Annotated in this window: 20 protein-coding genes and 1 tRNA gene; 5 read left to right on the top strand and 16 right to left on the bottom strand. The window is 41.4% G+C overall.

Annotation, left to right across the window (positions count from 1 at the left end):
* Window position 1: 1 nt before the first annotated feature.
* Window positions 2-757, top strand: coding sequence for a peroxide stress protein YaaA (yaaA, locus tag I5349_RS10645; protein WP_226390742.1), 756 nt, complete (start codon window positions 2-4; stop codon window positions 755-757).
* A gap of 41 nt (window positions 758-798) precedes the next feature.
* Window positions 799-1161 carry a septal ring lytic transglycosylase RlpA family protein gene (locus I5349_RS10650; RefSeq protein WP_226390743.1) on the top strand — a complete coding sequence of 121 codons (363 nt, stop codon included), beginning with the start codon at window positions 799-801 and terminating at the stop codon, window positions 1159-1161.
* On the opposite strand, the gene I5349_RS10655 is transcribed toward I5349_RS10650, so the two are convergent.
* From I5349_RS10655 to I5349_RS10715, 13 genes are all read right to left on the bottom strand, one after another.
* On the bottom strand, window positions 1162-3345 hold the full coding sequence (locus tag I5349_RS10655; protein ID WP_226390744.1) for a CHASE3 domain-containing protein: 2184 nt from the start codon (window positions 3343-3345) through the stop codon (window positions 1162-1164).
* A 129-nt stretch (window positions 3346-3474) separates the two neighbouring features.
* Window positions 3475-4674: a phosphoglycerate kinase gene (locus tag I5349_RS10660; protein WP_226390745.1), complete on the bottom strand. Its 1200-nt coding sequence runs from the start codon at window positions 4672-4674 to the stop codon at window positions 3475-3477.
* 37 nt (window positions 4675-4711) lie between these two features.
* Window positions 4712-5671 (bottom strand): L-threonylcarbamoyladenylate synthase, encoded by a 960-nt coding sequence (locus tag I5349_RS10665; protein ID WP_226390746.1) that lies wholly within the window; start codon window positions 5669-5671, stop codon window positions 4712-4714.
* Entirely contained in the window at window positions 5671-6390 is a 720-nt protein-coding gene (locus I5349_RS10670; RefSeq protein ID WP_226390747.1) for a tetratricopeptide repeat protein, read from the bottom strand. The genes I5349_RS10665 and I5349_RS10670 overlap by 1 nt, the downstream gene beginning before the upstream one ends.
* Before the next feature lie 37 nt (window positions 6391-6427).
* Window positions 6428-6877: an acyl-CoA thioesterase gene (locus tag I5349_RS10675; RefSeq protein WP_226390748.1), complete on the bottom strand. Its 450-nt coding sequence runs from the start codon at window positions 6875-6877 to the stop codon at window positions 6428-6430.
* A 6-nt stretch (window positions 6878-6883) separates the two neighbouring features.
* Complete coding sequence (locus I5349_RS10680; protein WP_226390749.1) at window positions 6884-7426, bottom strand: NUDIX hydrolase; 543 nt, start codon at window positions 7424-7426, stop codon at window positions 6884-6886.
* A complete protein-coding gene (locus tag I5349_RS10685; protein WP_226390750.1) occupies window positions 7423-7785 on the bottom strand; it encodes a carboxypeptidase-like regulatory domain-containing protein in 363 nt (120 codons plus the stop codon). The genes I5349_RS10680 and I5349_RS10685 overlap by 4 nt, the downstream gene beginning before the upstream one ends.
* Window positions 7786-7826: 41 nt before the next feature.
* Window positions 7827-8453, bottom strand: coding sequence for a hypothetical protein (locus tag I5349_RS10690; protein ID WP_226390777.1), 627 nt, complete (start codon window positions 8451-8453; stop codon window positions 7827-7829).
* Entirely contained in the window at window positions 8422-10326 is a 1905-nt protein-coding gene (locus tag I5349_RS10695; protein WP_226390751.1) for a RecQ family ATP-dependent DNA helicase, read from the bottom strand. Before I5349_RS10695 ends, I5349_RS10690 begins: the two co-directional genes overlap by 32 nt.
* Complete coding sequence (locus I5349_RS10700) at window positions 10327-11103, bottom strand: enoyl-CoA hydratase/isomerase family protein (protein WP_226390752.1); 777 nt, start codon at window positions 11101-11103, stop codon at window positions 10327-10329.
* 38 nt (window positions 11104-11141) lie between these two features.
* Complete coding sequence (locus tag I5349_RS10705) at window positions 11142-13220, bottom strand: ComEC/Rec2 family competence protein (RefSeq protein WP_226390753.1); 2079 nt, start codon at window positions 13218-13220, stop codon at window positions 11142-11144.
* Window positions 13221-13268: 48 nt separating this feature from the next.
* Window positions 13269-13709 (bottom strand): GNAT family N-acetyltransferase, encoded by a 441-nt coding sequence (locus I5349_RS10710; protein WP_226390754.1) that lies wholly within the window; start codon window positions 13707-13709, stop codon window positions 13269-13271.
* Window positions 13702-14661 carry a PhoH family protein gene (locus tag I5349_RS10715; protein ID WP_226390755.1) on the bottom strand — a complete coding sequence of 320 codons (960 nt, stop codon included), beginning with the start codon at window positions 14659-14661 and terminating at the stop codon, window positions 13702-13704. The genes I5349_RS10710 and I5349_RS10715 overlap by 8 nt, the downstream gene beginning before the upstream one ends.
* An 89-nt stretch (window positions 14662-14750) precedes the next feature.
* Between I5349_RS10715 and I5349_RS10720 the strand changes: the two genes are divergently transcribed.
* The 3 genes from I5349_RS10720 (at window position 14751) to I5349_RS10730 (ending at window position 15973) form a co-directional block, all read left to right on the top strand.
* Window positions 14751-15530, top strand: a complete 780-nt coding sequence (locus I5349_RS10720; protein ID WP_226390756.1) for an SAM hydrolase/SAM-dependent halogenase family protein — start codon at window positions 14751-14753, stop codon at window positions 15528-15530.
* A gap of 1 nt (window position 15531) precedes the next feature.
* Window positions 15532-15828 (top strand): putative quinol monooxygenase, encoded by a 297-nt coding sequence (locus I5349_RS10725; RefSeq protein ID WP_226390757.1) that lies wholly within the window; start codon window positions 15532-15534, stop codon window positions 15826-15828.
* 63 nt (window positions 15829-15891) lie between these two features.
* A tRNA-Leu gene (locus I5349_RS10730) sits at window positions 15892-15973 on the top strand.
* Window positions 15974-16121: 148 nt separating this feature from the next.
* Here I5349_RS10730 and I5349_RS10735 read toward each other — a convergent pair.
* The 3 genes from I5349_RS10735 to I5349_RS10745 form a co-directional block, all read right to left on the bottom strand.
* Window positions 16122-18482 (bottom strand): OmpA family protein, encoded by a 2361-nt coding sequence (locus tag I5349_RS10735; protein ID WP_226390758.1) that lies wholly within the window; start codon window positions 18480-18482, stop codon window positions 16122-16124.
* 2 nt (window positions 18483-18484) lie between these two features.
* Window positions 18485-19444, bottom strand: a complete 960-nt coding sequence (locus I5349_RS10740; RefSeq protein WP_226390759.1) for a PorP/SprF family type IX secretion system membrane protein — start codon at window positions 19442-19444, stop codon at window positions 18485-18487.
* Between the two features lie 8 nt (window positions 19445-19452).
* The coding region (locus I5349_RS10745; RefSeq protein ID WP_226390760.1) for a T9SS type B sorting domain-containing protein at window positions 19453-24207 on the bottom strand (4755 nt) is incomplete at its 5' end.

The raw sequence follows: 24207 nt of genomic DNA on the forward strand, positions 1-24207 counted from the left end.
TATGTTAATTCTCATTTCTCCAGCCAAAACCTTAGATTTTTCTACCTCAGACCTTCGTGACTACTCAGAGCCAGAGATGCTCAAGTATTCTAAAGAATTGATAAATGAGCTGAAAAACAAATCTAAAGAAGAGCTGCAGCAACTAATGAGCATCAGTGAATCTCTAGCAGAACTCAATGTAGAGCGATATCAAAATTTTAGTACGCCCTTTTCTCCAAGCAATGCCAAGCAGGCTCTCCTAGCTTTTAAGGGGGATGTCTATCAACATATTGACGTTGAAAATTTCGATAAGGAAGACTTTGAGTTTGCCCAAAAGCATTTGAGAATCTTATCTGGACTCTATGGATTATTGAAGCCTTTGGACTTGATACAGCCCTACAGACTGGAGATGGGTACCAGACTGCAAAATAAAAAAGGTAAAGATCTCTATCAATACTGGGGAAGTCGCATTAGTGAGAAAATCAATGAGGCAAATACAGGAGAGGTTATCGTCAATCTAGCTTCTCAAGAATACTTCAAAGCCGTAGATCAGTCTGCCATCAAGGGTAGAGTAGTTACTATCAATTTCAAGGAATACAAAGATGGAGACTACAAAATCATAGGACTCATGGCCAAAAGAGCAAGAGGTATGATGACTGACTTTATCATCAGAAATCGCATCACAGATATCGAACAACTGAAGACTTTTCATGAAGCTGGCTATGAGTATAGTGAGCCAAAATCAAGTGAAAACGAATGGATTTTTATTAGAAATTAAATAAACTGAAGAGCGTCAAAGGCGCTCTTTCACTTTTAGATATGAAATTAAAACTACCTATACTTTATCTTACTCTTGGGACATTACTGCTTAGTACAAGTTGTGCACGAAAAGTCACTGAACAAGGCCAAGCTTCCTTCTATGCAGATAAGTACCAAGGAAGAAAAACTGCTAGCGGAGAAAAATTTAGACAGGGGAAAATGACTGCTGCTCATCGTACGCTGCCATTTGGCACGAAAGTAAAAGTAACGAACCTCTCAAATGGCAAAAGTATCAAAGTAAGGATCAATGATAGAGGACCATTTGTAGCTGGGCGGATCATAGATCTCAGTAGAAAAGGCGCAAGAAAATTGGACATCATACAACAAGGAGTCGCTCCTGTAAAAATTACTTACAAGAAATAATCAAACTTTTAGCAGCTCCACAATTTTGGTGTACAGCTCTACAGGATTAAATGGCTTATTGACCACTGCATTGACGCCAGCATCAAGTATGTCCTGTACCTCTCCTTCCAATACTGCAGCTGATATGGAGATGATAGGAATATCTCGCTTCGGGCTGTCAAACTCAGAACGAATCTTACGAGTAGCTTCCTCTCCACTCATTTCAGGCATATACACATCCATGAGTATCAAGTCATAGTCTTTCTCTTTTAACATCTGCACAGCTTCTAAGCCATTTTCTGCTACATCTACCGTTATATTCCATTTATTGAGTAGGTGTCTGGCAGCTATTTGATTGATCTCATTATCCTCTGCTAGAAGTATCTGAAGCTTTCTTTCAAATGGCCATATTTCTGTGACTGTCTTGATCACTTTACTCTCCTTTACAACTTCATAAGTATTGGTGAAAATAAAAGTAGTTCCTACACCTACTTCACTTTCTACTTCTAGAGTTCCTCCTTTCAACTCTACCAGTTTTTTAGTGATCGAAAGACCTAGACCTGTACCTCCATATTTTTTTACCGTGTAACTTTCAGCCTGCATATACTCATCAAACAATCTCGACAACTGCTCTGGACTCATGCCTATTCCAGTATCTTTAATAAGAAACTTAAGTTTAACGCCTTTAGCAGTACGCTCGATCAACTTAACCCTGACACTGACTTCTCCACTGTCAGTAAACTTCACTGCATTGCTGAGGAGATTCATGAGAATCTGACTTAGTCGCAGACTATCCGCCCAGACAAAATCAGGCACGCCAGCTTGTAGCGAATAGGATAAGGAGATGTTTTTTTCATCAGCCTTAAACTTGAGTAAGTCACAGGCATTTTTGATAAGTAGTGGTAAATTGACCTCTCCACGTACTATGGCAAACTTTCCTGCTTCTATTTTTGATAGATCTAATACATCATTGATCACTCCTAGCAGTGCCTCTGAGGAAATGCTGATCATGTGCAGTATCTTATGCTGATCATCAGTGAGTCCACTATCTTCGAGCATTCTAGTCATCCCTATGATCCCATTGATAGGTGTGCGGATTTCATGACTCATATTGGCTAGGAAGCTTTCTTTTATTCTTTTCGTCCGCTCAGCTACATCCCTCTCATGAATCAGCCCCTCTGTAAATTGCTGCTGAGAGGTGATATCATTCATATTCATTAGAAGAAGTTGTCCCGATCGTTTTACACGACATTCGAGCCATTGTATCTCTCCGCTTCTATTTTGAAATCTATCACTAAATACCGTACTCTCTTTTCCTTCGGCTATCAATTTATTAAGCATAGACTCAGTAGTAGAGTTTAGCTTATCCTCTGTCAAGTCAGTGATCGGTATATGCAAACTAATTTCTGGGTCATAGCCCAACACACTGTAAATCGCAGGATTGATTGATATGATTTCTTTTGAAGCTGCATCCAATTGGCATATAATATCCGCTGAATTATTGACCTCCCATGCAAAGTTTTCAAGCTGACGATTAGTTTTTCTGACTTTCTCTTCAGCTTCTTCTTGTTTTTTAAAGGTATATCTGATAAAGAAAAATAAGGCAATAATAATTACTAAAACTGCTAATCCTCCAAGCCAAATACTCCAGATAGTCTGTGTAGAACTGTCTCTAGATTTTGACTCGCGCTCGCTCATCAGCTCATATTCATACACTGCTAGGTCAGCGACCATCACCCTGATGTCAGCTGTCAATTGCTTGCCCTTATCAGTAAGAATCTGCTCTAGCGCCTTGTCAAAACCTTCCGTTCTTCTAAGTGCTATCGTATGCTCCATGATATCGAACTTGTCAGCGATCAGATTAGCAAGTTTGACTATTTGACTTTGTTGAAAAGTATCCTCCTTCACTAAAACATTAAGCTCTTGTATTTCTTGCGCAATTCGGTCTTCAGCTCCTAAGTATGGTGCCAAGTACCGCTCCTCTCCTGTGAGCAGATAGCCCCTTTGACCTGTCTCAGCATTGAGTAGTAGGATGAGCACTTCTTGGCTTCCGTTGATCACATCTTGTGCCTTATGGACAAGAGCGACATTTTCTTCAAAATCCTCTATGCTCTTGTAAGAAATATAATTGACGTAGATGACAATCACCAAGGAGAAGGCGAAGCCTAGTAGTAATTTAGTCTGAAAAGTGAGTGGCTTATTCAATATTTCTTGTTTTCAAAACTTCGCTCTTTGCAAAATACCAACAAAAATGATTGAGTCCTATTTTACTTAGATAAAAAAACCATCCTCTTAGTAGAAGATGGTTTGTGGATATCCTTAAGATATATTGATCTAGTTCTGAAGAGCTGCTACTCCAGGTAGCTCACGGCCTTCCATGTACTCAAGTAAAGCACCTCCACCAGTGGACACGTAGGACACTCGATCTCCAAAGCCAAACATATTCACTGCCGCAGCAGAGTCTCCTCCACCGATCAGAGAAAATGCGCCTTTATCTGTAGCTTTTACTACCGCTTCAGCGATGGCTTTGGTGCCTGCTGAGAAGTTTGACATTTCGAAAACACCCATTGGACCATTCCACAAAATGGTCTTGCAGTCTGCGATCACTTTAGTAAACACCTCTCTAGACTGTGGTCCGATATCTAGTCCCATCCAGCCATCTTTGATATTCATATTGAGAGAGAGGTCTGTTTGGGCTTCATTATCAAATTTATCCGCAATCACTGAGTCTATCGGCAAGTGCAGTTCCACACCCTTTTCTTTAGCTTTGGAAATCAAAGACTTCGCTAAATCTAGCTTATCTTCCTCCACCAGAGAGTTCCCAATCTTGCCACCCATCGCTTTGAAGAAAGTATAAGACATTCCTCCTCCGATGATAAGATGATCAACTTTATCCAGTAAGCGCTCAATGATCAAAATCTTATCAGAAATCTTGGCTCCGCCCATGATCGCTACGTAAGGCTTGTTTACCTGATCTAGGACTTTTTGAGCATTACTCAACTCAGCTTGCATCACATATCCACAGACTTTTTCTTTAACAAATTCTGCAATTACTGCGGTGCTTGCATGCGCTCTATGCGCAGTACCAAAGGCATCATTGACATAGATGTCACCGAGGTGGGCTAGTTTCTCAGCAAACTCCTTATCTCCTTTTTCCTCCTCTTTATAAAATCTTAAGTTTTCTAAAAGCAAAATCTCTCCAGCCTTAAGTCCTTCCGCTAAGTTTTTAGCCTCAGTCCCGATACAATCTGGAGCAAACTTCACCTCTCTATCAAAAATCTTAGAAAGATGTAGTCTCAAATGCTGAAGGGAATATTTTTCCTCAGGACCAGACTTAGGTCTTCCTAAGTGAGACATCAAAATCACGGAGCCGCCATCATCCAATATCTTTTGAATAGTAGGAACTGCTGCGCTGATACGGGTGTCATCTACTATCTCATATTTATCATTTAAAGGCACATTAAAGTCAACCCTGATAAGTGCTCTTTTTCCTTTAAAATCTAAATTATCGATTGTCTTGATTCTATTTTTCATCTTAATTCATTTAGGATTTTAGGTTTTTAAATAGATTTCATTCAGTGGCTGCTGCTCTTCTAAGTCTGTCATTGATAGCTAGTCCGAGCCCTCTATCTGGAACAGTCGAAGCTATAATCAGATCTACATCTAGCGTATCTAACCTCCTCATAGCACTAAACAAGTGCTGAGCTGCCTCAGACAAGTCTCCCGAAGGACTTAGCACCTCTTGAAATGAAGCTGGACAGTCTGCCAATAACTGATCAAATGCCAAAATACCAATTTTTTTACCTTGATGCACTTTCATTAAGTTCGAAAGCTCACCAAGATAAAATGGCTTTCGTGGTGCATAGTGACTCTTGAGCATGCCAGGTGACTTTGGATTCGAACTACTGTGTGCATTGACATGTAGGTGACCTGCTACGGCAGAAAGCATCTCTAGTGACATTCCGCCAAGTCTGTAAACTATCAATTTATCTCCCTCGATACCAATAATCGTACTCTCGATACCGATATCTGATGGTCCTCCATCAAGGATGTAAGGAATCTTGTCTCCAAGCTGTGCCTCGACATGAGCAGCTGTAGTAGGACTGATGTATCCAAAGGGGTTAGCACTAGGTGCTGCCAAAGGAAAATCTAGACGCTTCAATAGTGAAAGTGCCAAAGGATGGTTGGGTATTCTCACGGCTACTGTATCTAGTCCAGAAGTCACTAGATCAGAAATCATTTCACCCCTTGGAAGCAAAAGCGTAAGCGGACCAGGCCAAAATCTCTCCGCAAGTCTCAAAAGCCTTGGATCCATCGACCTTGTGTAGGTTTTTACCTTAGCGATCGAGTCTGTATGGATGATCAAAGGATCAAAAGATGGACGCTGCTTGGTCTCAAATATGGCTGTCACGGCTTCAATGTTAAGAGCATTGGCTGCCAAACCATATACCGTCTCCGTTGGCAAGCCTACCAGACCACCTTCTTCAAGTATTTTGGCAGCTTTCGCTATATCTTGACCAATGATCGCCATTATTTATTGCAAAGCTTTTCAATCATGGCTGTAGCCTCTTTAAAACCAAGACTTTCCGCCATTTTGAGGTTTGCACAGCCATCATCTATCATACCTATAGCATTGATCTGAGTGATACCTAAAAGATAATAAGCTGGAGCATATTTTTGATCTGCTTCTATCGTAGCATTGAGATAAGTTGCTGCTTGCTCTACTTGATTGAGCAAAAGCTGTGCTTTAGCCATGTTGAATAGTGCCAAATGATCATTTGGTTTTCTATTGATCACTTCATTGAAATCAAAAGTAGCATCTTCATATTGCTCTAGATTCATCAGCGCCATGGCTCTATTGTAATACACCTCTGTGATATCTGGATTGATGGCGTTGGCTACATTATAATCTGCTATAGCATCAGCATATCTACCAAGCTCTGTATGCGCATTTCCTCTATTGAAAAAAGGTTTGTAAGAAGAGCTATCCTGCTTGATCGCTTGATCAAAAGATGTGATAGCTTCCTCAAACTTAGCTAGCTGAAAAAGCGCTACACCTTTAGCATTGATTGCTTTGGTATTGTTTGGATTTTTAGAGATCGCTCTATCAAAATAAGAAATAGACTCCTCATACTGACTAGCATCAAGTAGCTCAATGCCTTTATTCAATAGTTCATCCTCTGAGGGATTGCAACTCGCCAATGCGATGATAGAAAGACTAGCAAGTAATATGACTGTTTTTTTGATCATGTTTTCGCTGATAATTTTATTCCAAAGATAAGGATAATCATTTAACCCCATCGAATGTAATCATCTTTGACCGATACACTTCTGGAATAGGAGTGCTCTTCATAGACTCCATATCTACAGAGACCAAGGTAGCTTGGCACTGCGCATAGATGATCTGTTTACCATCTCTCTCTTCCATGAGGATATGATCAAGCGTAAAGCTTTTCTGACCCAAACGGATGCATTTGACATAAGCTGTAGGATGATCTCCCACGTGGATGGCTTTAATGAAATTGATGTTTACATTGCCGAGGACAGCTCCTGTGGTATTGATATCCCAGTCACAGACTTCTCGCAAGTAAAGTGCTCTAGCATGCTCTAGATAGTTGAGGTATACGGCATTATTGACATGCATATAGGCATCGAGATCAGAGTACTTGACTTGTATGGGTAAGTTGAACCGATAAGTTTCTTTGACCAGAAGTGGATCTATAGATGATTTAGACATAGGTTTTTAGTAGTTTTTGAGTTTATCTACCATTCGATAGAAAGATGCGTCTTTACCAACCAGCTCACTAAGGTCTGTCAATGGTACCCAAGCAAGTTCTAATGACTCCTCACTCACCTCTAGTGACATCGCTGCATCCGCCTCAAAAAGGAACCTCACATCATAGTGTAAGTGCAAAGGATCCTGCTTACGAGCAGGGATCGCATGGATATCTAGATCATAGATGTCAGCACTCAAGAGTCGCACTTGGGAAAGCCCTGACTCTTCTATAGCTTCTTGTGTAGCCACCTGACTCAGATCCTCTACACCATCTGCATGACCTCCTAGCTGTAGCCATCTCTCCAGCTTTCGATGATGAGTGAGCAGCACTTGCTGTCGATCTTTAGACACTATCCAAGCAGAAGCTGTCAAGTGTCCTGGTACACAGCTACGATGAAAACAGTCCGTATGCCGGCTAATGAATTCGAGAAATCTTAGCCTAAAAACTTCCTCTTCAAGAAACTGTGTTTGGTAATTTTGTAGCGAATGAATCAAAGATGCTCTACTCATTCCTCTAAGACAACATTGATTTTATTGATACGACCCTTTTCTAACACTTCCGTCTGAACGCCTCTGTCTTCATTACTCATATCACCTTTTTTAGCTAAAATCCAATAAGACTTTGCCTCGAGTTTTTTGAATGTGACGATGCCCTTTTTATTAGAAAGCTCAAAAGGGACGACTTCATTTTCCTCATCATTGAAATCAGCCTCACTCGCATAGACCGTGACTTTAGCTCCTGGGACCACATTGCCTATACTGTCGATGACACGAACTTGGAGCATGGTCGGGATCAGCTGTGTCTGACCCACTTGAGTGACAAAAAAGATTAATAATACTAAGGGACTCCACAAAAAGATTTTTTTCATGACAATTTATTTTTTTGGTTCAAAACACAAATACTCAAAAATCAGGCCTGCGAGAAAAGCCTATCCATAAAATCATTAAAATCTCCAGCGTCTTTGTACAGCCTATCAGAATACACGCTAGCTAGCACTTTGATATAGCTAGGTCGTGTGTTTACTTGGACATATTCTATGAGTATGTTCCCAAACATCTGATCAATCAAGCCTCCAATCGGATCTTGTAAGGGTGGTTTCAGATAGTGTTTTTCTAGTGTATTGATATATTCTGACTTCTCCTCTATCTTCCTATCAGAGCTAGCCAGTCGATAGCCCATTTCTATGACCTTATCTTTTAAAGAGTCAAAGAAAAACTGAAACTGCTGCTTACCCATCTCTTCTTGATAGCTCAAAGCAAAACCATTGGCATAGGCAGACGCAAAAACATGCACTTCGGGTTTATTATTAATCTTAGCCTTCTTGAGGTGATAGGAGCGATAGACTTGATCATAGAGCGACTTAGCTTCCTCAGAGTATGACCATATTTGTAGAGATTTCAACTCCTCAGCACTTCTGACAATAGGCTCTTGCACTTGGACTGGCTGACTTCCCTTTCCTTTGGGAAAAAGCCCTGAAAATATCTGATCGAAAAAACCTGGCATATCAATGATGAATGTAAAGCTTTTTTTGTGCATCTACATCAAGGATGCCAACATCTCTTAGATTTCTAAGACAGCTAGCCAGATTTTCCTTATCTGCAGGTTTGAAGCACGCCAATAATTCTTCAAAGGTAAGCCTCTGATCTTGTAAAATGTTCAAAACTTTATCTTTTATCGGGTTTTCTACTTGCTCTTTCTTCTTGTCTATGCAGACATCACAAGCACCGCAGTCATTATAGCTTTCCTCCCCAAAGTACTCCATAAAACGCCTAGTCCTACAAAAAGTTGAGTCATTCACATAGGCCGACATGGCGCGTGCTTTCTCTATGGCTGTTTCTTTTCTAAACTTGATGAGTCGCGTATCTATAGGAAGACTAGTCGCATCATATCTAGGGGTGAGAAAAGTCAATTGAGGCTTGTCCTTTCGAGGTTGATAGTAGATGATCCCAGATTGCTCTAGGTATTGCAGTTTTTTGAATACCTCTGAGACAGGAATACTAAGCACCTCAGCGATTTTTTCTTCTGAGATTTTAAAAAAATCCCTAAAAAGCTCTCCTCCATACAGTCTCAAGAGTGCCTTGATAAAAAGATCTAACTTGGCCTGTGCTATCTGGAATTCGTAAAGCTTGCGATTGTCTACCGCAAACATCAGCGTAGATGGCTTGTAATATGCCTCGCTCAACTCAATAAAGCCAGCTTCTTGAAGCAACTTAATAGCTCTGTAAACAGCTAAGCCATCAAGCTTGTAAGTCGCTATAAAGTCATGAATATCAAAATCATAATCTGCTAGTAAGCTGCTACCTACTGCTATTCGATAGTAATTGGCCAATGATTGATATACTTTTTTGATAAAGTCTATCGGTGGATAAGTTGCCTCTGCTCGCTCGATGAGCTCTTCTCCCTCAGTACGATAAGCCAGTATCACTGCAAAGGCTCTTTTCTCATCTCTACCAGCTCTACCAGCCTCTTGATAGTACGCCTCTAAGTGCTCTGGTAGGTCTAGATGTATGACACATCTGACATCTGGCTTGTCTATTCCCATCCCAAAAGCATTGGTCGCTACGATCACGCGTACTTTGCCTTGCATCCAGTCTTTTTGTCTGACTTCGCGCTGAGCATTATTGAGCCCTGCATGATAATAAGTAGCAGATATTCCTCTTTTGCTGATTAATTGGGCGATGTCCTGAGTAGCTTTTCTATTGCGCACATAGACTACTGCCGTGCCTTGCACTTGCTGGAGAACTTCTATGAGTTTCTCTTCTTTGTCCTCCACTATCCTCACCGCATAAGAGAGGTTGGACCTAGCAAAGCTTTTGACAAAGCGCTCGTGACCCGACTTGAAAGCTAATTTTTCTTGAATGTCGGCTTGCACCTGAGGAGTAGCTGTCGCTGTAAGTGCGATCACATTGACAGTTGGCTGCAAAGCTCTGATCTCCGCTATCTCAAGATAGGGAGGTCTAAAATCATATCCCCACTGAGAGATGCAGTGTGCCTCATCTACAGCGATGAGAGATACATTCATCTTAGCAAATCGCTCTCTAAAAATATCAGCTTTGAGACGCTCTGGGGAAACATATAAGAATTTGACATCTCCATAGATACAGTTATCCAATACGATATCGATCTCTCTTTTTGTCATCCCCGAATAGATCGCATACGCTTTGATACCCTTACGCTTGAGATTTTCCACTTGATCTTTCATCAAAGCGATGAGTGGAGATATCACCAAACAGACACCTGCTCTCATGAGTGCTGGTACTTGAAAACAAATGGATTTTCCCCCACCAGTAGGCAACAAAGCGAGCACATCTTGACCTGCTAAAACAGCCTCTATGATCTTGTCTTGAGGCACACGAAAGTCATCATGCCCCCATACTTGTTTGAGTATGTCTTTAGCAGTAGTAGCCATCTACCAGCTGATTTCTTCTTTATTTAGGAATGCTGCGATCCCCTTTTTACAGTCTTCACTTCCTCTTGCTTTAGCATTCATTTCAGCCGCATAATTGAGCGCTTCCTCTAAGCCTTTGCTCTGTATATCTGCGATCATCTTTTTAGTGTAGGCCATAGACTGAGCCGAATTCGTTTTGATAAGTTTCTCTGCAAATTCTTGTACTTGGGCCTCCAATGCTTCTGCTGGCACTATATAATTGATCAATCCATAAGCTTGCGCTTGTTCTGCTGAAATGAGCTCTCCTGAGAGGAGTAGTTCCTTGGCTCGCCCTTCTCCAATTTTTCTAAGTAAAAAAACCTTCACAATCGCTGGTATGAATCCGATCTTTACTTCAGTATAGCCAAAAAGTGCTTCGGGAACAGTAAATGAAAAATCACACACAGTAGCTAAGCCGCATCCACCTGCTATGGCGTGACCTTGTATCTGAGCGATGATGACTTTAGGGAAAGTATAGATTTTGTGAAAAAGACTCTTAAGATGATTAGAATCTGCCAAGTTTTCCTCATAACTGAAGTTTTGGAGATTTTGAAGATAAGCTAAATCCGCTCCAGCACAGAATGCTTTTCCTTCTGCTTTTAAAACTACCACCTTCACACGGCTATTATTTTCAAAGCCGTTAAGTGCTTGGATCAGCTCTGTTACCATCAGCTCATTGAGTGCATTGCGCTTTTCGGCTCTTTTGAGCGTGATGTATCCGATACGCTGTGAAGTATTGGTGTCGATGTGTTCAAACATACCTATGGATAATTTTGGGTCTTATTTTGATTGAATAATTAGAAAGTAAGTGCTATAGCCCCGCTTTCATGTACGCTGATCACCTCAAATGGATACGCTCCATCTTCAGCCAAAAGCTGATCGACATACCATGAGGGATTAGTCCCATCAAAGATAAGCGTATTGACTTCAAAATAAGGAAGCAAATCACTTAAATCATCTAATCCTCGATCTTGTATGATCAAAATATCTACTGGTACAGGATTTTCTGGAACTGTGCTCGGTAAATCCGAAATCATCCCTACAAACCTATCTCCCACCCTAAAAAGTCCCTCGGAAATCGGTAAAAGGGAATTACTCAAATTGACCCCATTCATCCCATGTCTAATACGGTTTGGTCTGATATGAAAGACCTGCCTATCTCTGTCTAATAGTAGCTCATCACTGAGCCAAGTACTTAGCTTTCCTTCATTGAAATGGTCTAAGGCAGTAGCTCCATTGACATGATAAATCACCAGCTTCTCTCGTTCATTGTACCTCCAAAGCTCATAAGCTCGCTGACCTATCAATATGAATAAACTCAAAGCACATGCAATCAACCAATTGAAACTCTTCCTTTGCCAAAAAAGAATGAAGAAAATGATAAAGAAATACAGAAAATAAGTATTAGTAATAGATAGATAAATATCCGTGAGCAAACTCATAGGAAGACTTTCTACCCAAAAAACGACTACATTAACTAGCCAAATGGTCGTATCGATACACCATCCGACTGCAGTAGTGATCAAAGGAACTCCTTGAAATAAAATCATCAAAACTCCACCATAGAGAATCAGTCCTGCCGCTGGTATCACGATCAGGTTACTCACTAAAAAATACACTGGAAACTGATGGAAATAATGCATACTGACTGGAGCGGTGGCGATCTGTGCTGCTAGACTCACTGCTGTCAGCTCCCAGAAGTAGCCGATCAGTCGATTAGGTGGCATCCACCATTTTTTGATCAAAGGCTGCAAGTAGACGATCCCTACTACTGCCAAGTAAGAAAGCTGAAAGCCTACAGATACCAGTATGTATGGATTGGCCATGATAAGAATGAAAGCTGAAATCGATAGTACATTATAGATATTGGTCTTGCGAGCAATCGCTTGGGCGATGATAATGGCCGAAAACATAGTAGCTGCACGCATGACGGAAGGCGAAAGACCCGTGAGCAATGCAAAAGCCCAGAGTATTAAAACTAAGAGTGCCGCTGAGGCATACCTAACCCATCTTTTTCGCTGGAATCGCTTCAATACCAACCAAAAAATCCCATAAACAATCCCTACATGCAGGCCTGATACAGCTAGGACATGCATCGCGCCAGCTGCTGCATAAGCAGCACTTACCTCATCTTGCAGTTCGTCCTTTTGACCGAGTATAAGTGCTTTGGCGATTTGATAACTTTGTTCTCTATGGATATTAGTTTTGAGCAGTTGCGTCAACTTCTCTCTCCATAGATAGGCTTGAGCTATGAGTGCGTTAGAAGGTTTATGACCTACGAGCAATATTGGATCTCTAGTAAATTGTTGATGATAAATTTGTGAAAAGGAAAGGAATCTCTTGTAGTTAAACTCACCCGGATTTGCTGGTTCACTGAGTGCCTGTGGCTGTCCTTTGATCATGACTTGATCGCCATAGATCAGTTTGAGACTATCCATGCTTTGTGGTCGATAGTGTATGAGCTGTCCGACTGCAGGACGCAGTGAATCCCCTGTCCAGATTCCTTGAACCTCTAGTACCGTCTTGATGCTCTTCTTAGTATAAACATCTGGCTCAATCACTGTGGCTAAGTACGCCTCAAACTCAAAGTTTTGAAAATGTCTAGGATCACGAAACTCATCTACCTGAACGGTTCTCAGAAAGCCTAAGAGCGAAAAAAATGGGAAGACAAAGACGATAAGCCAATAACTCTTCTCATAAAAAGTGCGTGGACTGATCGCAAATCTAAAAAGTAAGGTCAGTAAGAAAAATATACTCGTTAGCAGCAAAGCAGTAGCCTTATCGATCAAAGGCCCCAGCTCAATATACAACAGTACACCAGCAGCCAAAAATAAGGTGTATCTTAAAAAAGGAAATTCGTTCCAAAACCTTATCATCTTCCTAATATAGGAAAATGATAATAATTCTAAAACAAATCTAATTTGTTACAAATATCGCTGCATCTTAAAGTGCTTGATATCGCACTCTATGAACATATCTCCTACTTTTTCAAATCCAAACTTGGCATACAGAGGCATGGCATCAAGCTGCGCATGTAGATAAAGTAACTTGCCAGAACTCCCATTAGCTTTAGCGATGTCATCCAAGACTGCTTGAACGAGACTTGCACCCACACCTTGACCTCTAAAAGCTTTTCTGACAGCAAATCTCTCCAGTTTGATTCCCTTATCTGTAAATCTCCAGCGAGCAGTCCCAGCAGGTCTGTCATCTACTGTTGATAAGAAATGCCTAGAAGTTTCTTCAAACTCATCATACTCTTCTTCTGGAGCTACTTCTTGCTCGATGACGAATACTTCTTCACGGATAGCGAAAACTTCCTTGAGCTCGGCTTCAGTATGGATCACATTAGCTTGAATCTTAGTCATTGCTAGACGGATTATTTTCTACTTTATCATAGGCTTCTATGATGGATTTCACCAGCTTATGTCTGATGACGTCCTTACCACTGAGATTGATAAAACCGATACCTTTTACATTTTTCAAAATATCTAGTGCCTCAATCAGCCCTGATTTTTGACGCTTAGGGAGATCTATCTGAGAGTAATCTCCCGTGATGATCACCTTGGAGTTAGGCCCCATACGCGTGAGAAACATCTTGATCTGCATAGGAGTCGTATTTTGCGCTTCGTCAAGGATGATAAAGGCATCATGTAGTGTACGACCTCTCATATAAGCCAAAGGTGCAATCTCGATCACCCTGTTTTCTCTGTAAAACTTAAGCTTCTCCGAAGGAATCATCTCATCAAGTGCGTCATAGATCGGCCTTAGGTATGGATCAAGCTTTTCTTGCAAGTCTCCTGGTAAAAATCCAAGGTTCTCTCCTGCCTCTACAGCTGGTCTGGTGATGATGATGCGCTTTACTTCTCGGTTTTTGAGTGCTCTGACGGCTAGTGCCACTGCGATAAAGGTCTTACCAGTACCAGCAGGTCCCATAGCAAAAACCAAATCATTTTTAAAAGCTAACTCTACTAGTTTCTTCTGATTATTGGTCTTAGGCTTGACGACCACACCTCTTGTACCATAGACGAGCACATCATTTTGCTTCTCTTCATAGTGAGGTACCTCCTCTAGCTCGATGTATTCCTTGACATTTTCAGGTGTGACTGCACCGAACCTATTGTAATGCTGCAAGAGCATATTGAGGATATCATTGATACGGATGATCTCAGGCGTGCTGCCTTGGATGCGAATCTCATTTCCTCTAGAGATCACTTTGCTCTGTGGAAAAGCCGCTGCGACTTGTTTGATATTTTCATTTCCCGCTCCTAAGAAATCTACCAAAGAAACGTTTTCTAATGTGATGACTTTTTCTACCAATCTGATTACCTTTAAAGGGTGTCTGTTTGTTAAGTAACTAAAAAATTTATCTTTGTATTCAAAATTATAAAAATTAATTCATTGCCCTCATGGCTTTAATCACTTTTCTGTCAGATTTCGGACTTTCTGATCACTATGTGGCAAGCGTAAAAGCAAAGATGCTCTCTGTGAATCCTGCGCTCAATATCGTGGATATTTCACATCAGATAGCTCCTTATGATATTGCGCATGCATCATTTGTTCTCAATTCTGCTTTTAGGGATTTTCCAAAGGGTACTGTTCATCTCGTCTCTGTCAATACGACTAGTAATCTCAGTGATGGATTCATCGCAGTGAAGCTAGAGGAGCACATCTTCTTAGGTGCAAACAATGGTCTGCTCAGCATGATCAGTGAACATGAGCCTGGCATCATTGTCAATATCGGTGGTTTTCATGCAAGAAACAGCAACTTCCCTACCAGAGATATCTTAGCACCTATCGCAGCTAAAGTAGCCAGTGGTCAAGCCATCCATGATTTTGGTGGGCCACTCCCAAGCATTCGCAGGATGATGCCTCGCCAGTTTAAGGCTACCAAAAAACAAATCTCAGGCTATGTGCTTCGAGTGGATAACTATGGCAATCTGATCACCAATATTCGTCAGGATGTATTCAATACTTTAAATAAAAATGGTGAATTCAATATCGTCTTTGGACGTGAGTCGCTTCAGACTATCAGTACCAATTATGATGATGTAGTAAATGGGGAATGCTTTGCGCTCTTCAATAGCCTCGGACTGCTAGAAATCGGCATCAGCCAAGGCAATGGTTCTGAACTACTCGGCTTGCATTATGACAGTCCCGTTTACGTAGAATTTAAACAGGAGGGCTAAAATGCTAATCAGAACGGTACGGATGACATTTCGTCCTGAAGAGGTGGATCATTTCTTAGCCATTTTTGAAGCAAGCAAAGAGAAAATCCGACATTTCGAGGGTTGTCACCACTTAACACTTTGGCAAGACTATCACGCCTCAAATGTTTTTACAACCTATAGCTACTGGGAAGATGAGTCTGCACTCAACAAGTATCGTGACTCTCAGCTGTTTAAAGAAGTATGGGCTCAGACAAAGGTATTGTTTGCTGAAAAACCAGTTGCACAGTCTCAAAAAAAGTTATTGGAAGTTCTCTAGCCCTATTGCAAAGCTCAACTTGATTTATAATATTTGCATCCCGTTTGATAGACGCGAGTACTTGCCCAGGTGGCGGAATCGGTAGACGCGTTGGTCTCAAACACCAATGCCTTCGGGCGTGCCGGTTCGACTCCGGCCCTGGGTACTAAATCAAACGGTAAAAGCTCACTTAAAAGTGGGCTTTTTTTGTTTACACTATTCAAAAAAGCCTCTCATCATCCTTTCCCTTAAAACAAAAAAACTACCAGCCAGAAGCCGGTAGTTTTCCTAATTTGGGACTCGTTATACTTACTTTATTTATCTTCTGCTTCGATGATGCGAAGCTCTGTTCTTCTATTTAGCTGATGTTGCTCCTCTGTGCAGTCACCCGACTCGCAGGTATAGAGTGGAGCTGACTTACCAAACCACTTATAGGTCAAGCGATCCTCAGAGATCCCCTTATTGATGAGGTAGTTTCTCACTGCTAATGCTCTGCGCTCAGAGAGTTTCTGATTGTAGAGTGCAGGGCCTTTGAGGTCTGTGTGTCCCTCGATCGAAAGTCTGAGTGACTCATTTTCGCTGAGGATATTATGCACATCTTCTAGTGCTACCTGACTGTGTATGTTTAGCTTAAACTTATCAAAGTCAAAATAGATCGTAGGTAATCTGAAAAGTGCCTTACCAGCAATTTTTTCTGCGATTTCTTCTGTACTACATAGGGCTACATCTCCTAGTTGAGCAGGTACCTCATAGTTGACTTTCTCATCAGGGAAGGCCTCTACGATCAGTTCTGCTCTACGATTGATCTGATGATTGAGTTCAGAGCATGGATTCTCTGGCGTACACTCTACCGCTGGCTCTGACTCTCCTACCCATTCTAGCTTGACTCTATCAGGAGAGACTCCTTGAGCCGCTAGGTATTCGCTTACAGCCTGTGCTCTACGCTCACTCAGAGCTAAATTGTACTCATCCGTAGCTCTGACATCAGTATGTGCTTTGATCTTTAAGTTCACAAAGTCATTGTCCTTCAGGAGCTCTACCACTTCATTTAGCGCAGCTCGAGCCTCTATTCTGATGTCTGACTCATCCAGATCAAAATAGATTTTGTCGCTGAATACATTCAATTTGTAAGGTATCGGAGTGAGGCTATATGTGATGTCTAAATCTTCATCTGAGTCAGCGTCTACCTTGATAGCTGGGACTTCTTTAGGAAAGAATCCTTCACCTGAGATTGTGACTTTGTAATCCTGCTCATAGTCTAGCTCAAAGACATTATCTCCTTCGCCTTCCATCGTTGTCAACAACTCTCCTTCAGGATTTTGCAGGCTGATCTTAAAGTTACTGATCGGTTCATTGGTATTGCAGTTGAGGACTGTGGCTGTAAATCTTCTAAAAGCCAACTCTACCTTGTACAAGTCGTCATAGCCCTGTCCATCTGCTCTATTAGAGGCGAGCAGTATATCTCTACCTTGTCTCTCGTAAGCAAAGTCATCCTGTGGCGAGTTGAATGGTAAACCCAGATTTTGAACCGCAGAGAATGCTTCTCCTGCTAGTTGTGACTTGAAAATATCCAAGCCTCCAAGACCTGCATGTCCATTGGAAGAAAAATACAAGTAATCCGCTTCTACATAAGGGTACTTCTCATCTCCTTCTGAGTTGATATTATCTCCTAGATTGACCGGCTCACTAAACGTGAAGTTTTCTGAATAAGTAACATAGTATAGATCAAAACCTCCCTTTCCGCCTGGCATGTTAGAAGAAAAGTAAACACGCTTATTTGCTTCGTCTACATATGGAGACATGACTGCATAAGACAAATTATTATTTACTGGAAGTGGATCATAATCTGTGAGATTCCCATTTCTAGTATTGACCGTACTGAAAAATATCTCTGGGTTGATAGTGACGTCAGTTTTACCTCTCGCCTTAATATCTCTCGTGATGGTATAGAAAGCCACTGGAGCATTTCTCAAGAAAGTGATGTCGGTAAAATGGTAAGTATTAGGAACGGGAGATTTGAGCTCATCAAGTCGATCATCGGTCACTCTGTAGATTGAAAAATAGTCTCTACCAGTGATCTCATCGATCTCTTTATTGAAAGATTTCCCCAAGTCAAATCGTACAGACTTAACCTTAATCTCATCCTTTTTCTTTACTGCTTCTTCCCTTCTATCTGAAGTAAAATATTTATTTCCCTCAAAATCGGTCGTATAGCCAAACTCAGAGAACTTAGTGTTGTACTGATCCAAAGGGGATATTCTAAACCTTCTTGGAGATTCGAAGCTCGTCAGCATGATCATCATGTCAGATAAGTATCCCTCTTCATTGACTGCTAGCGTGTCTTTCATCAATTCAAAAGCATCGAAATCGCCCGTCTGATAAGTCACTTTAAGGAGATTCTCTATATCCGTTTGATTAGACTCCGCAAAAGTAAGGGCCTCAAGATACCATATACTCGCACTGTCATATTCAGCCCTTAGCTGGTGTGTAAAAGCAATCTTTTTGGCTAGTTCATACTCCTTTTCACTCGCGTAAGCCTTCTTGAAAGCCAATAAAGACCCTTCATAATTAAGCTGCTCAAACTGACGATTACCATACTTCACTAAAGCCCGCTGACCATAGCTGAGCTGCACTGAAAAAAGTATCAAGATTAAAAATGTAATTCTTCTTCTCATGATTAAAACCATCTAGGATTTCTCATTCTTTTATACTTCGGATTGATGTAGTAGCCCAATGATATTTCATGTGAATTGTTATTCAAGCCTTGAAGCGCATTGGTATTGTAGTCAAAGGCATATCCAATTCTAAAATCCTCTGTAGCAAATACTTCTATCAAGATAGCGATAGAATTTCTATTATTTAGGGCATTTTGCAAATTTTCTTTGTTGAATTTAACATTAGACCTAAAGGATGTTCCTAACCATAGTCTTTCATTGAATAAAAACATGGCATTAATATCATAATTGGTTGGCCCAGCAGTCTCTTCTCTGATCAAAAAAGAAGGTTTAAACTTCACACTATATCCCATATCGAACAATCCTCCTGCTGTGAAGTAGTAGTGGTAATTGTGAAAGGATAAAGAAATGTTTTGATTAGCGATAGTACTCTGACCGATCAAGTTGAAAGCACTGAGTCCAGCGTAGTATCGCTCATTATGAAAGAATATACCCAAACTCATATCCGGGGCGATCACTTGCTGCCTTCCCTGAGGAATATCTGGATCATCCATGTCCGCTGGGTTGAGTTTTGAGCCGTCCAAAACATACTGTGCCATACCTGCACTCACACCTAGACCGATGAACGACTCTCTGCCTACTTGCACTCTGTAAGCATACGAGAGAGAACCAGTAGTAGTCGAGGTAGGCCCCGCTTGATCCGCTAGTATAGACAATCCAAAGCCCATCGTGCCTTCATTGGCACTGACATCTGCTGATACAGATAGTGTACGAGGAGCTCCTGGGAGATTGACCCACTGTCTCCTATATGTGCTTTGAAAGTAAGGCACACCTTTATAGCCAGCATATCCAGGATTAATATGTATCCCATTGAATATGTATTGTGTAAACTGTGGCGTTTGCTGAGCTTGGGTGACCAAACTCAGCATAATAAACGCCATCAATAGTAAACTTTTTTTCATTTAGCAATCTATTTTATCACTTGAATCCATCCCTTGAATATGTGTTCCTTACCTTGACCATCTATTGAAGTCAATACATAGTAGTAAGTACCTGCATTAAGCCCGTTGGCACTCCAGTCATTTTGATAGTTTTCTGACTGGTACACGTGGTCATTCCATCTATTGATGATCACGAGCTTGTTCTTCTCAAACTTCTGCAAGCCATTGATCACAAATCGATCGTTTTTACCATCTGCTCTACCTGGTGTGATGACATCAGGGATAAAGAATGGCTTGATCTCATTGCGGTCTATAGACCTGTTGTTATTTGGTCTATTATCGTTCTCCTTGGCCGTTACTGTGACTTCATTTACCACAGGTCCAAAGTTTCCAGCATTGACTGTCAAAATAATCAGTAACTGCTCTCCTCTAGGGAAGTCTGCCACCTCAAAGATGATATCTGTACCTTCAAACCTTCGCTCAGTCACAATGCGTGAGTTAGTCACTCTATACTCTACATTGACTAGTGTCGCATTATTTGGCATCAAGTCTCTGATCACGACATTAGTCGCATCGAAGTCACTATTGTTTTCCACTAAGATCTCATAATCATAATTAGTCCCTTCAAAGATCTCAGCGTTGAATGAAGACTTGCTGATAGACATATCTATCGAAAGCTCTTGTACTAGTATGGTCACACTAGCTGTGCTACAGCTTGATGGGTTCAATGTGCTGCATATTGTGTAATCAAATGTGTAAACACCTGGAGTAGCTGTCTCTAGCACGCTGACATTTCCTAGGTCATCGATCACCACAAAGTCAGGCACTCTATCGAGGTTTTCTCCAATGCTCACCGTCACATTGCTGAGATCTAATCTCTGCTCATTGAAAGCATCATTTTCGAATATGTTACCTATCTGAGTTCGAGCTCTACCTTCAAACACACCCACATCTCTGAAGTCATCCTCTATGGCTAATACTGGCGCTGGCAATACTTCAATGAATACAGTAGCCTCGTCAGAATTATCAGCATTGAGTTTATCAGTTTTTCTATATTTGATCGTGTAGTTTCCTGCTGGTGTGAGTGGAGAAACTTTCACTAAGCCTGTATTGATATCTAAAACTACATTGGTGTTTGATGCTGCCTCTATGACATCTAGCGTAACATCACTTATACTAGATGCTGTACCATTAAATCGATCGTTAGCCAATACGTTTCCAACATCTTCTTTGCCACTGAAGCCGTTGATATCACCATATGTATCATCATTTGCTACGATTGGTGCGGCAATGACCTCAATGCTTACTTCTGCTTCACTAAAATTATCGCTGTTGATGTTATCAGTGATTCTGTAAGTAAGCTGATATTGACCAGCCTCTGTACCAGCTGCTACTGATAGGATACCTGTACCAGGAATCAATCTTACTGCAGGATCACTTGAGCTCAGCTGGGCTATAGTGACATCATCTGGATTGACTGTTTCACCATTCAGCAAATCATTTTCAAGGACATTGGCCACATTGGTATTTCCAGTAAAGCCATTTACTTCAAAATAAGTATCATTGATCGCTTCTATCGATGCAGCTAGTACCGTTACTGTGATCGTAGCCTCAGACACATTACTTGGATTCAATTTGTCTACAATTCTGTAAACTACTTGATATGTTCCAGCAGAAGTTTTGCTTGGCACGCTCACTGCACCTGTAGTCACATCGACATTGATTTGAGGAGCCGCATTTACCACCTCAATACTTACCTCTGCGATATTCGCTGATGATCCACTGTATATGTCATTGGCTAACAAATTGCCTACTTGACCTCCAGTAAAGCCATTGATATCTGTGTAAGTATCGTTAATCGCTGCGATATCAGGAGCTCCCACTACTACTGCTACTAAAGCTTGGCTTTGATTGGTAGGATTTAGATTATCTATGATGCTGTAGGTCAAATTATAAGTACCTGCTTCAGTTCCGCTAATGACATTTACCTCACCAGTCATCTCGTCTAATTCCAATCCACTATCAGCTGATACTAAAGAGATAGACACTTGACTCGTATTCACTGATGCGGAATTGTAAGTATCATTTGTCAAAACATTTCCAGCAAGTCCACCTTCAAATCCATTGATGGTACCAAAACTATCATCATTAGCTTCAATCACTGGTGCTACTACCTCTACTGTGACAGTTGCTGTAGCTGTATTACTTGGATTCAGTTTCTCACTGATTTCATAAGTCACTGAATAAGTACCTGCTGGCGTATTAGCATCCACAGAGACTGTTCCGTCAGCATTTACTGTCAGTGGACCATTCGTGTTTGGTGTAATCGTCACCTCAGAATGGATTACCGCTACGCCATTAAGTAAATCATTGGTCAAAACATTGATTCCCGCATCAGTTATACCTTCAAATCCATTGATATTTTCTACTAAATCATCATTTGCTATAATCTCAGCCACTTCTACAATGACTGTAACAATAGCCTGATCTGTATTTGTAGGGTTCAGGTTCTCGCTGATCTCATAAGTCAGGGTATAAGTGCCTGCCGCTGTCATCGATGCAACATCCACTGAGCCATCAGCATTCAGCGTTAGTGGGCTGTCTGCTACTGGAGAGGTTCTACTGATCGTTACATCTGCTGGAACTACTGCTACTCCGTTTAGTAAATCATTCGTCAGAACATTTACGACATTGTTAGCTCCAGATTTACCATTGATACCTGAAGCGTTGTCATTAATAGCTTCAATCTCTGCAGCTATTACTTCTACCGTAACCGTGGCAGTCTCTACATTGCTCGGATCTAACTTATCCGTGATGCTATACTCAAGTGTGTAAGTACCCGCTGCTGTTCCTGCTGCTACACTAATCTGACCCGTAGTGATATCTAGTGTAACATTTCCATTGCTGAAAGGAGTTACTATCGTGATATCTACCAAGCTCACAGTTGCTGTCGCACCATTGTAAGTGTCGTTGGTCAAAATGTTACCCACATTAGCAACACCTTCAAAACCATTGATTGGGCCAAAGTTATCCGCAGTAGCTTCCATCACAGGACCTTCTACAGTCACCGTTACGACTGCATTATCAGTGTTAGTAGGATTTAACTGGTCTACTAATGTGTATTCTAAGGTGTATGTACCTGCTACCGTACCTGCTGCTACTTCAATATCACCACTCGTGATATCTAATGTCAATGGCGCGTCTGCTGATACAACTACAAGTGTTGTCTCTGTTAACCTAGCACCTGTACCGTTGTAAGTATCATTCACTAGAACATTACCTGCTACGCCTCCATCAAATGCATTCACTGGACCAAAAGTATCATCAACCGCCTCAATAGCTGCTGCTGCTACCTCTACCATAACAGTAGTAGTCTCTACATTGCTCGGATCTAACTTATCCGTGATGCTATACTCAAGTGTGTAAGTGCCAGCTGCTGTACCAGCTGCTACACTGATCTGACCCGTAGTGATATCTAGTGTAACATTTCCATTGCTGAAAGGAGTTACTATCGTGATATCTACCAAGCTCACAGTTGCTGTCGCACCATTGTAAGTGTCGTTGGTCAAAATGTTACCCACATTAGCAACACCTTCAAAACCATTGATTGGGCCAAAGTTATCCGCAGTAGCTTCCATAACAGGACCTTCTACTGTCACCGTTACGACTGCATTATCCGTGTTAGTAGGGTTTAACTGGTCTATTAATGTGTATTCTAAGGTGTAGGTACCCGCTGCTGTGCCTGCCGCTACACTGATCTCGCCTGTCGCTAGATCTAAAGTAACCGCTGGATCTGTTGAAGATACAAACACTAACTCCGTCTCTGTTAACCTAGCACCTGCACCGTTGTAAGTATCATTCACTAGAACATTACCTGCTACGCCTCCATCAAATGCATTGACTGGACCAAAAGTATCGTTAGTCGCTACTATCGCTGGAGCTACTACCTCTACTGTGACTGTAGCCTGATCTGTATTGCTTGGATTCAGATTCTCACTGATCACATAAGTCACTGTGTAAGTACCTGCTGGCGTATTAGCATCCACAGAGACTGTTCCGTCAGCATTTACTGTCAGTGGACCATTCGTGTTTGGTGTAATAGTCACCTCAGAAGGGATTACCGCTACGCCATTAAGTAAATCATTGGTCAAAACATTGATTCCCGCATCAGTTATACCTTCAAATCCATTGATATTTTCTACTAAATCATCATTTGCTATAATCTCAGCCACTTCTACAATGACTGTAACAATAGCCTGATCTGTATTTGTAGGGTTCAGGTTCTCACTGATCTCATATGTCAGAGTATAAATACCTGCCGCTGTCTCTGCTGCTACATCTACACTGCCATCCGCATTCAGCGTCAGTGGACTGCCTGCTACTGGAGAGGTTCTAGTGAGCGTTACATCTGCTGGGTTGACAGCAACTCCGTTTAGTAAATCATTTGTCAGAACATTTACAACATTGTTAGCTCCAGATTTACCATTGATCCCTGTAATATCATCATCAATTGCGTCAATAGCTGCTGCTACCACTTCTACTGTGACCGTAGCCTGATCTGTATTTGTAGGGTTCAGGTTCTCACTGATCTCATAAGTCAGGGTATAAATACCTGCCGCTGTCTCTGCTGCTACATCTACACTGCCATCCGCATTCAGCGTCAGTGGACTGCCTGCTACTGGAGAGGTTCTACTGAGCGTTACATCTGCTGGGTTGACAGCAACTCCGTTAAGTCTGTCATTAGCTAATACATTAACTACGGCTAGGTTCTCGTCCTTACCATT

It is taken from the genome of Penaeicola halotolerans (assembly GCF_016464625.1).
Taxonomy (GTDB): Bacteria; Bacteroidota; Bacteroidia; order Cytophagales; family Cyclobacteriaceae; genus Penaeicola; species Penaeicola halotolerans.

Excerpts from the sequence above, each read along its gene's own strand:
- I5349_RS10700 (WP_226390752.1), bottom strand. The coding sequence starts at position 11,103 with ATGTTTGAACACATCGACACCAATACTTCACAGCGTATCGGATACATC.
- I5349_RS10725 (WP_226390757.1), top strand. The coding sequence starts at position 15,532 with ATGCTAATCAGAACGGTACGGATGACATTTCGTCCTGAAGAGGTGGAT.
- I5349_RS10660 (WP_226390745.1), bottom strand. The coding sequence starts at position 4,674 with ATGAAAAATAGAATCAAGACAATCGATAATTTAGATTTTAAAGGAAAA.
- I5349_RS10710 (WP_226390754.1), bottom strand. The coding sequence starts at position 13,709 with ATGACTAAGATTCAAGCTAATGTGATCCATACTGAAGCCGAGCTCAAG.
- I5349_RS10650 (WP_226390743.1), top strand. The coding sequence starts at position 799 with ATGAAATTAAAACTACCTATACTTTATCTTACTCTTGGGACATTACTG.
- I5349_RS10690 (WP_226390777.1), bottom strand. The coding sequence starts at position 8,453 with ATGCACAAAAAAAGCTTTACATTCATCATTGATATGCCAGGTTTTTTC.
- I5349_RS10705 (WP_226390753.1), bottom strand. The coding sequence starts at position 13,220 with ATGATAAGGTTTTGGAACGAATTTCCTTTTTTAAGATACACCTTATTT.
- I5349_RS10735 (WP_226390758.1), bottom strand. The coding sequence starts at position 18,482 with ATGAGAAGAAGAATTACATTTTTAATCTTGATACTTTTTTCAGTGCAG.
- I5349_RS10720 (WP_226390756.1), top strand. The coding sequence starts at position 14,751 with ATGGCTTTAATCACTTTTCTGTCAGATTTCGGACTTTCTGATCACTAT.
- I5349_RS10670 (WP_226390747.1), bottom strand. The coding sequence starts at position 6,390 with ATGATCAAAAAAACAGTCATATTACTTGCTAGTCTTTCTATCATCGCA.
- I5349_RS10695 (WP_226390751.1), bottom strand. The coding sequence starts at position 10,326 with ATGGCTACTACTGCTAAAGACATACTCAAACAAGTATGGGGGCATGAT.
- yaaA (WP_226390742.1), top strand. The coding sequence starts at position 2 with ATGTTAATTCTCATTTCTCCAGCCAAAACCTTAGATTTTTCTACCTCA.
- I5349_RS10680 (WP_226390749.1), bottom strand. The coding sequence starts at position 7,426 with ATGAGTAGAGCATCTTTGATTCATTCGCTACAAAATTACCAAACACAG.
- I5349_RS10685 (WP_226390750.1), bottom strand. The coding sequence starts at position 7,785 with ATGAAAAAAATCTTTTTGTGGAGTCCCTTAGTATTATTAATCTTTTTT.
- I5349_RS10665 (WP_226390746.1), bottom strand. The coding sequence starts at position 5,671 with ATGGCGATCATTGGTCAAGATATAGCGAAAGCTGCCAAAATACTTGAA.
- I5349_RS10740 (WP_226390759.1), bottom strand. The coding sequence starts at position 19,444 with ATGAAAAAAAGTTTACTATTGATGGCGTTTATTATGCTGAGTTTGGTC.
- I5349_RS10675 (WP_226390748.1), bottom strand. The coding sequence starts at position 6,877 with ATGTCTAAATCATCTATAGATCCACTTCTGGTCAAAGAAACTTATCGG.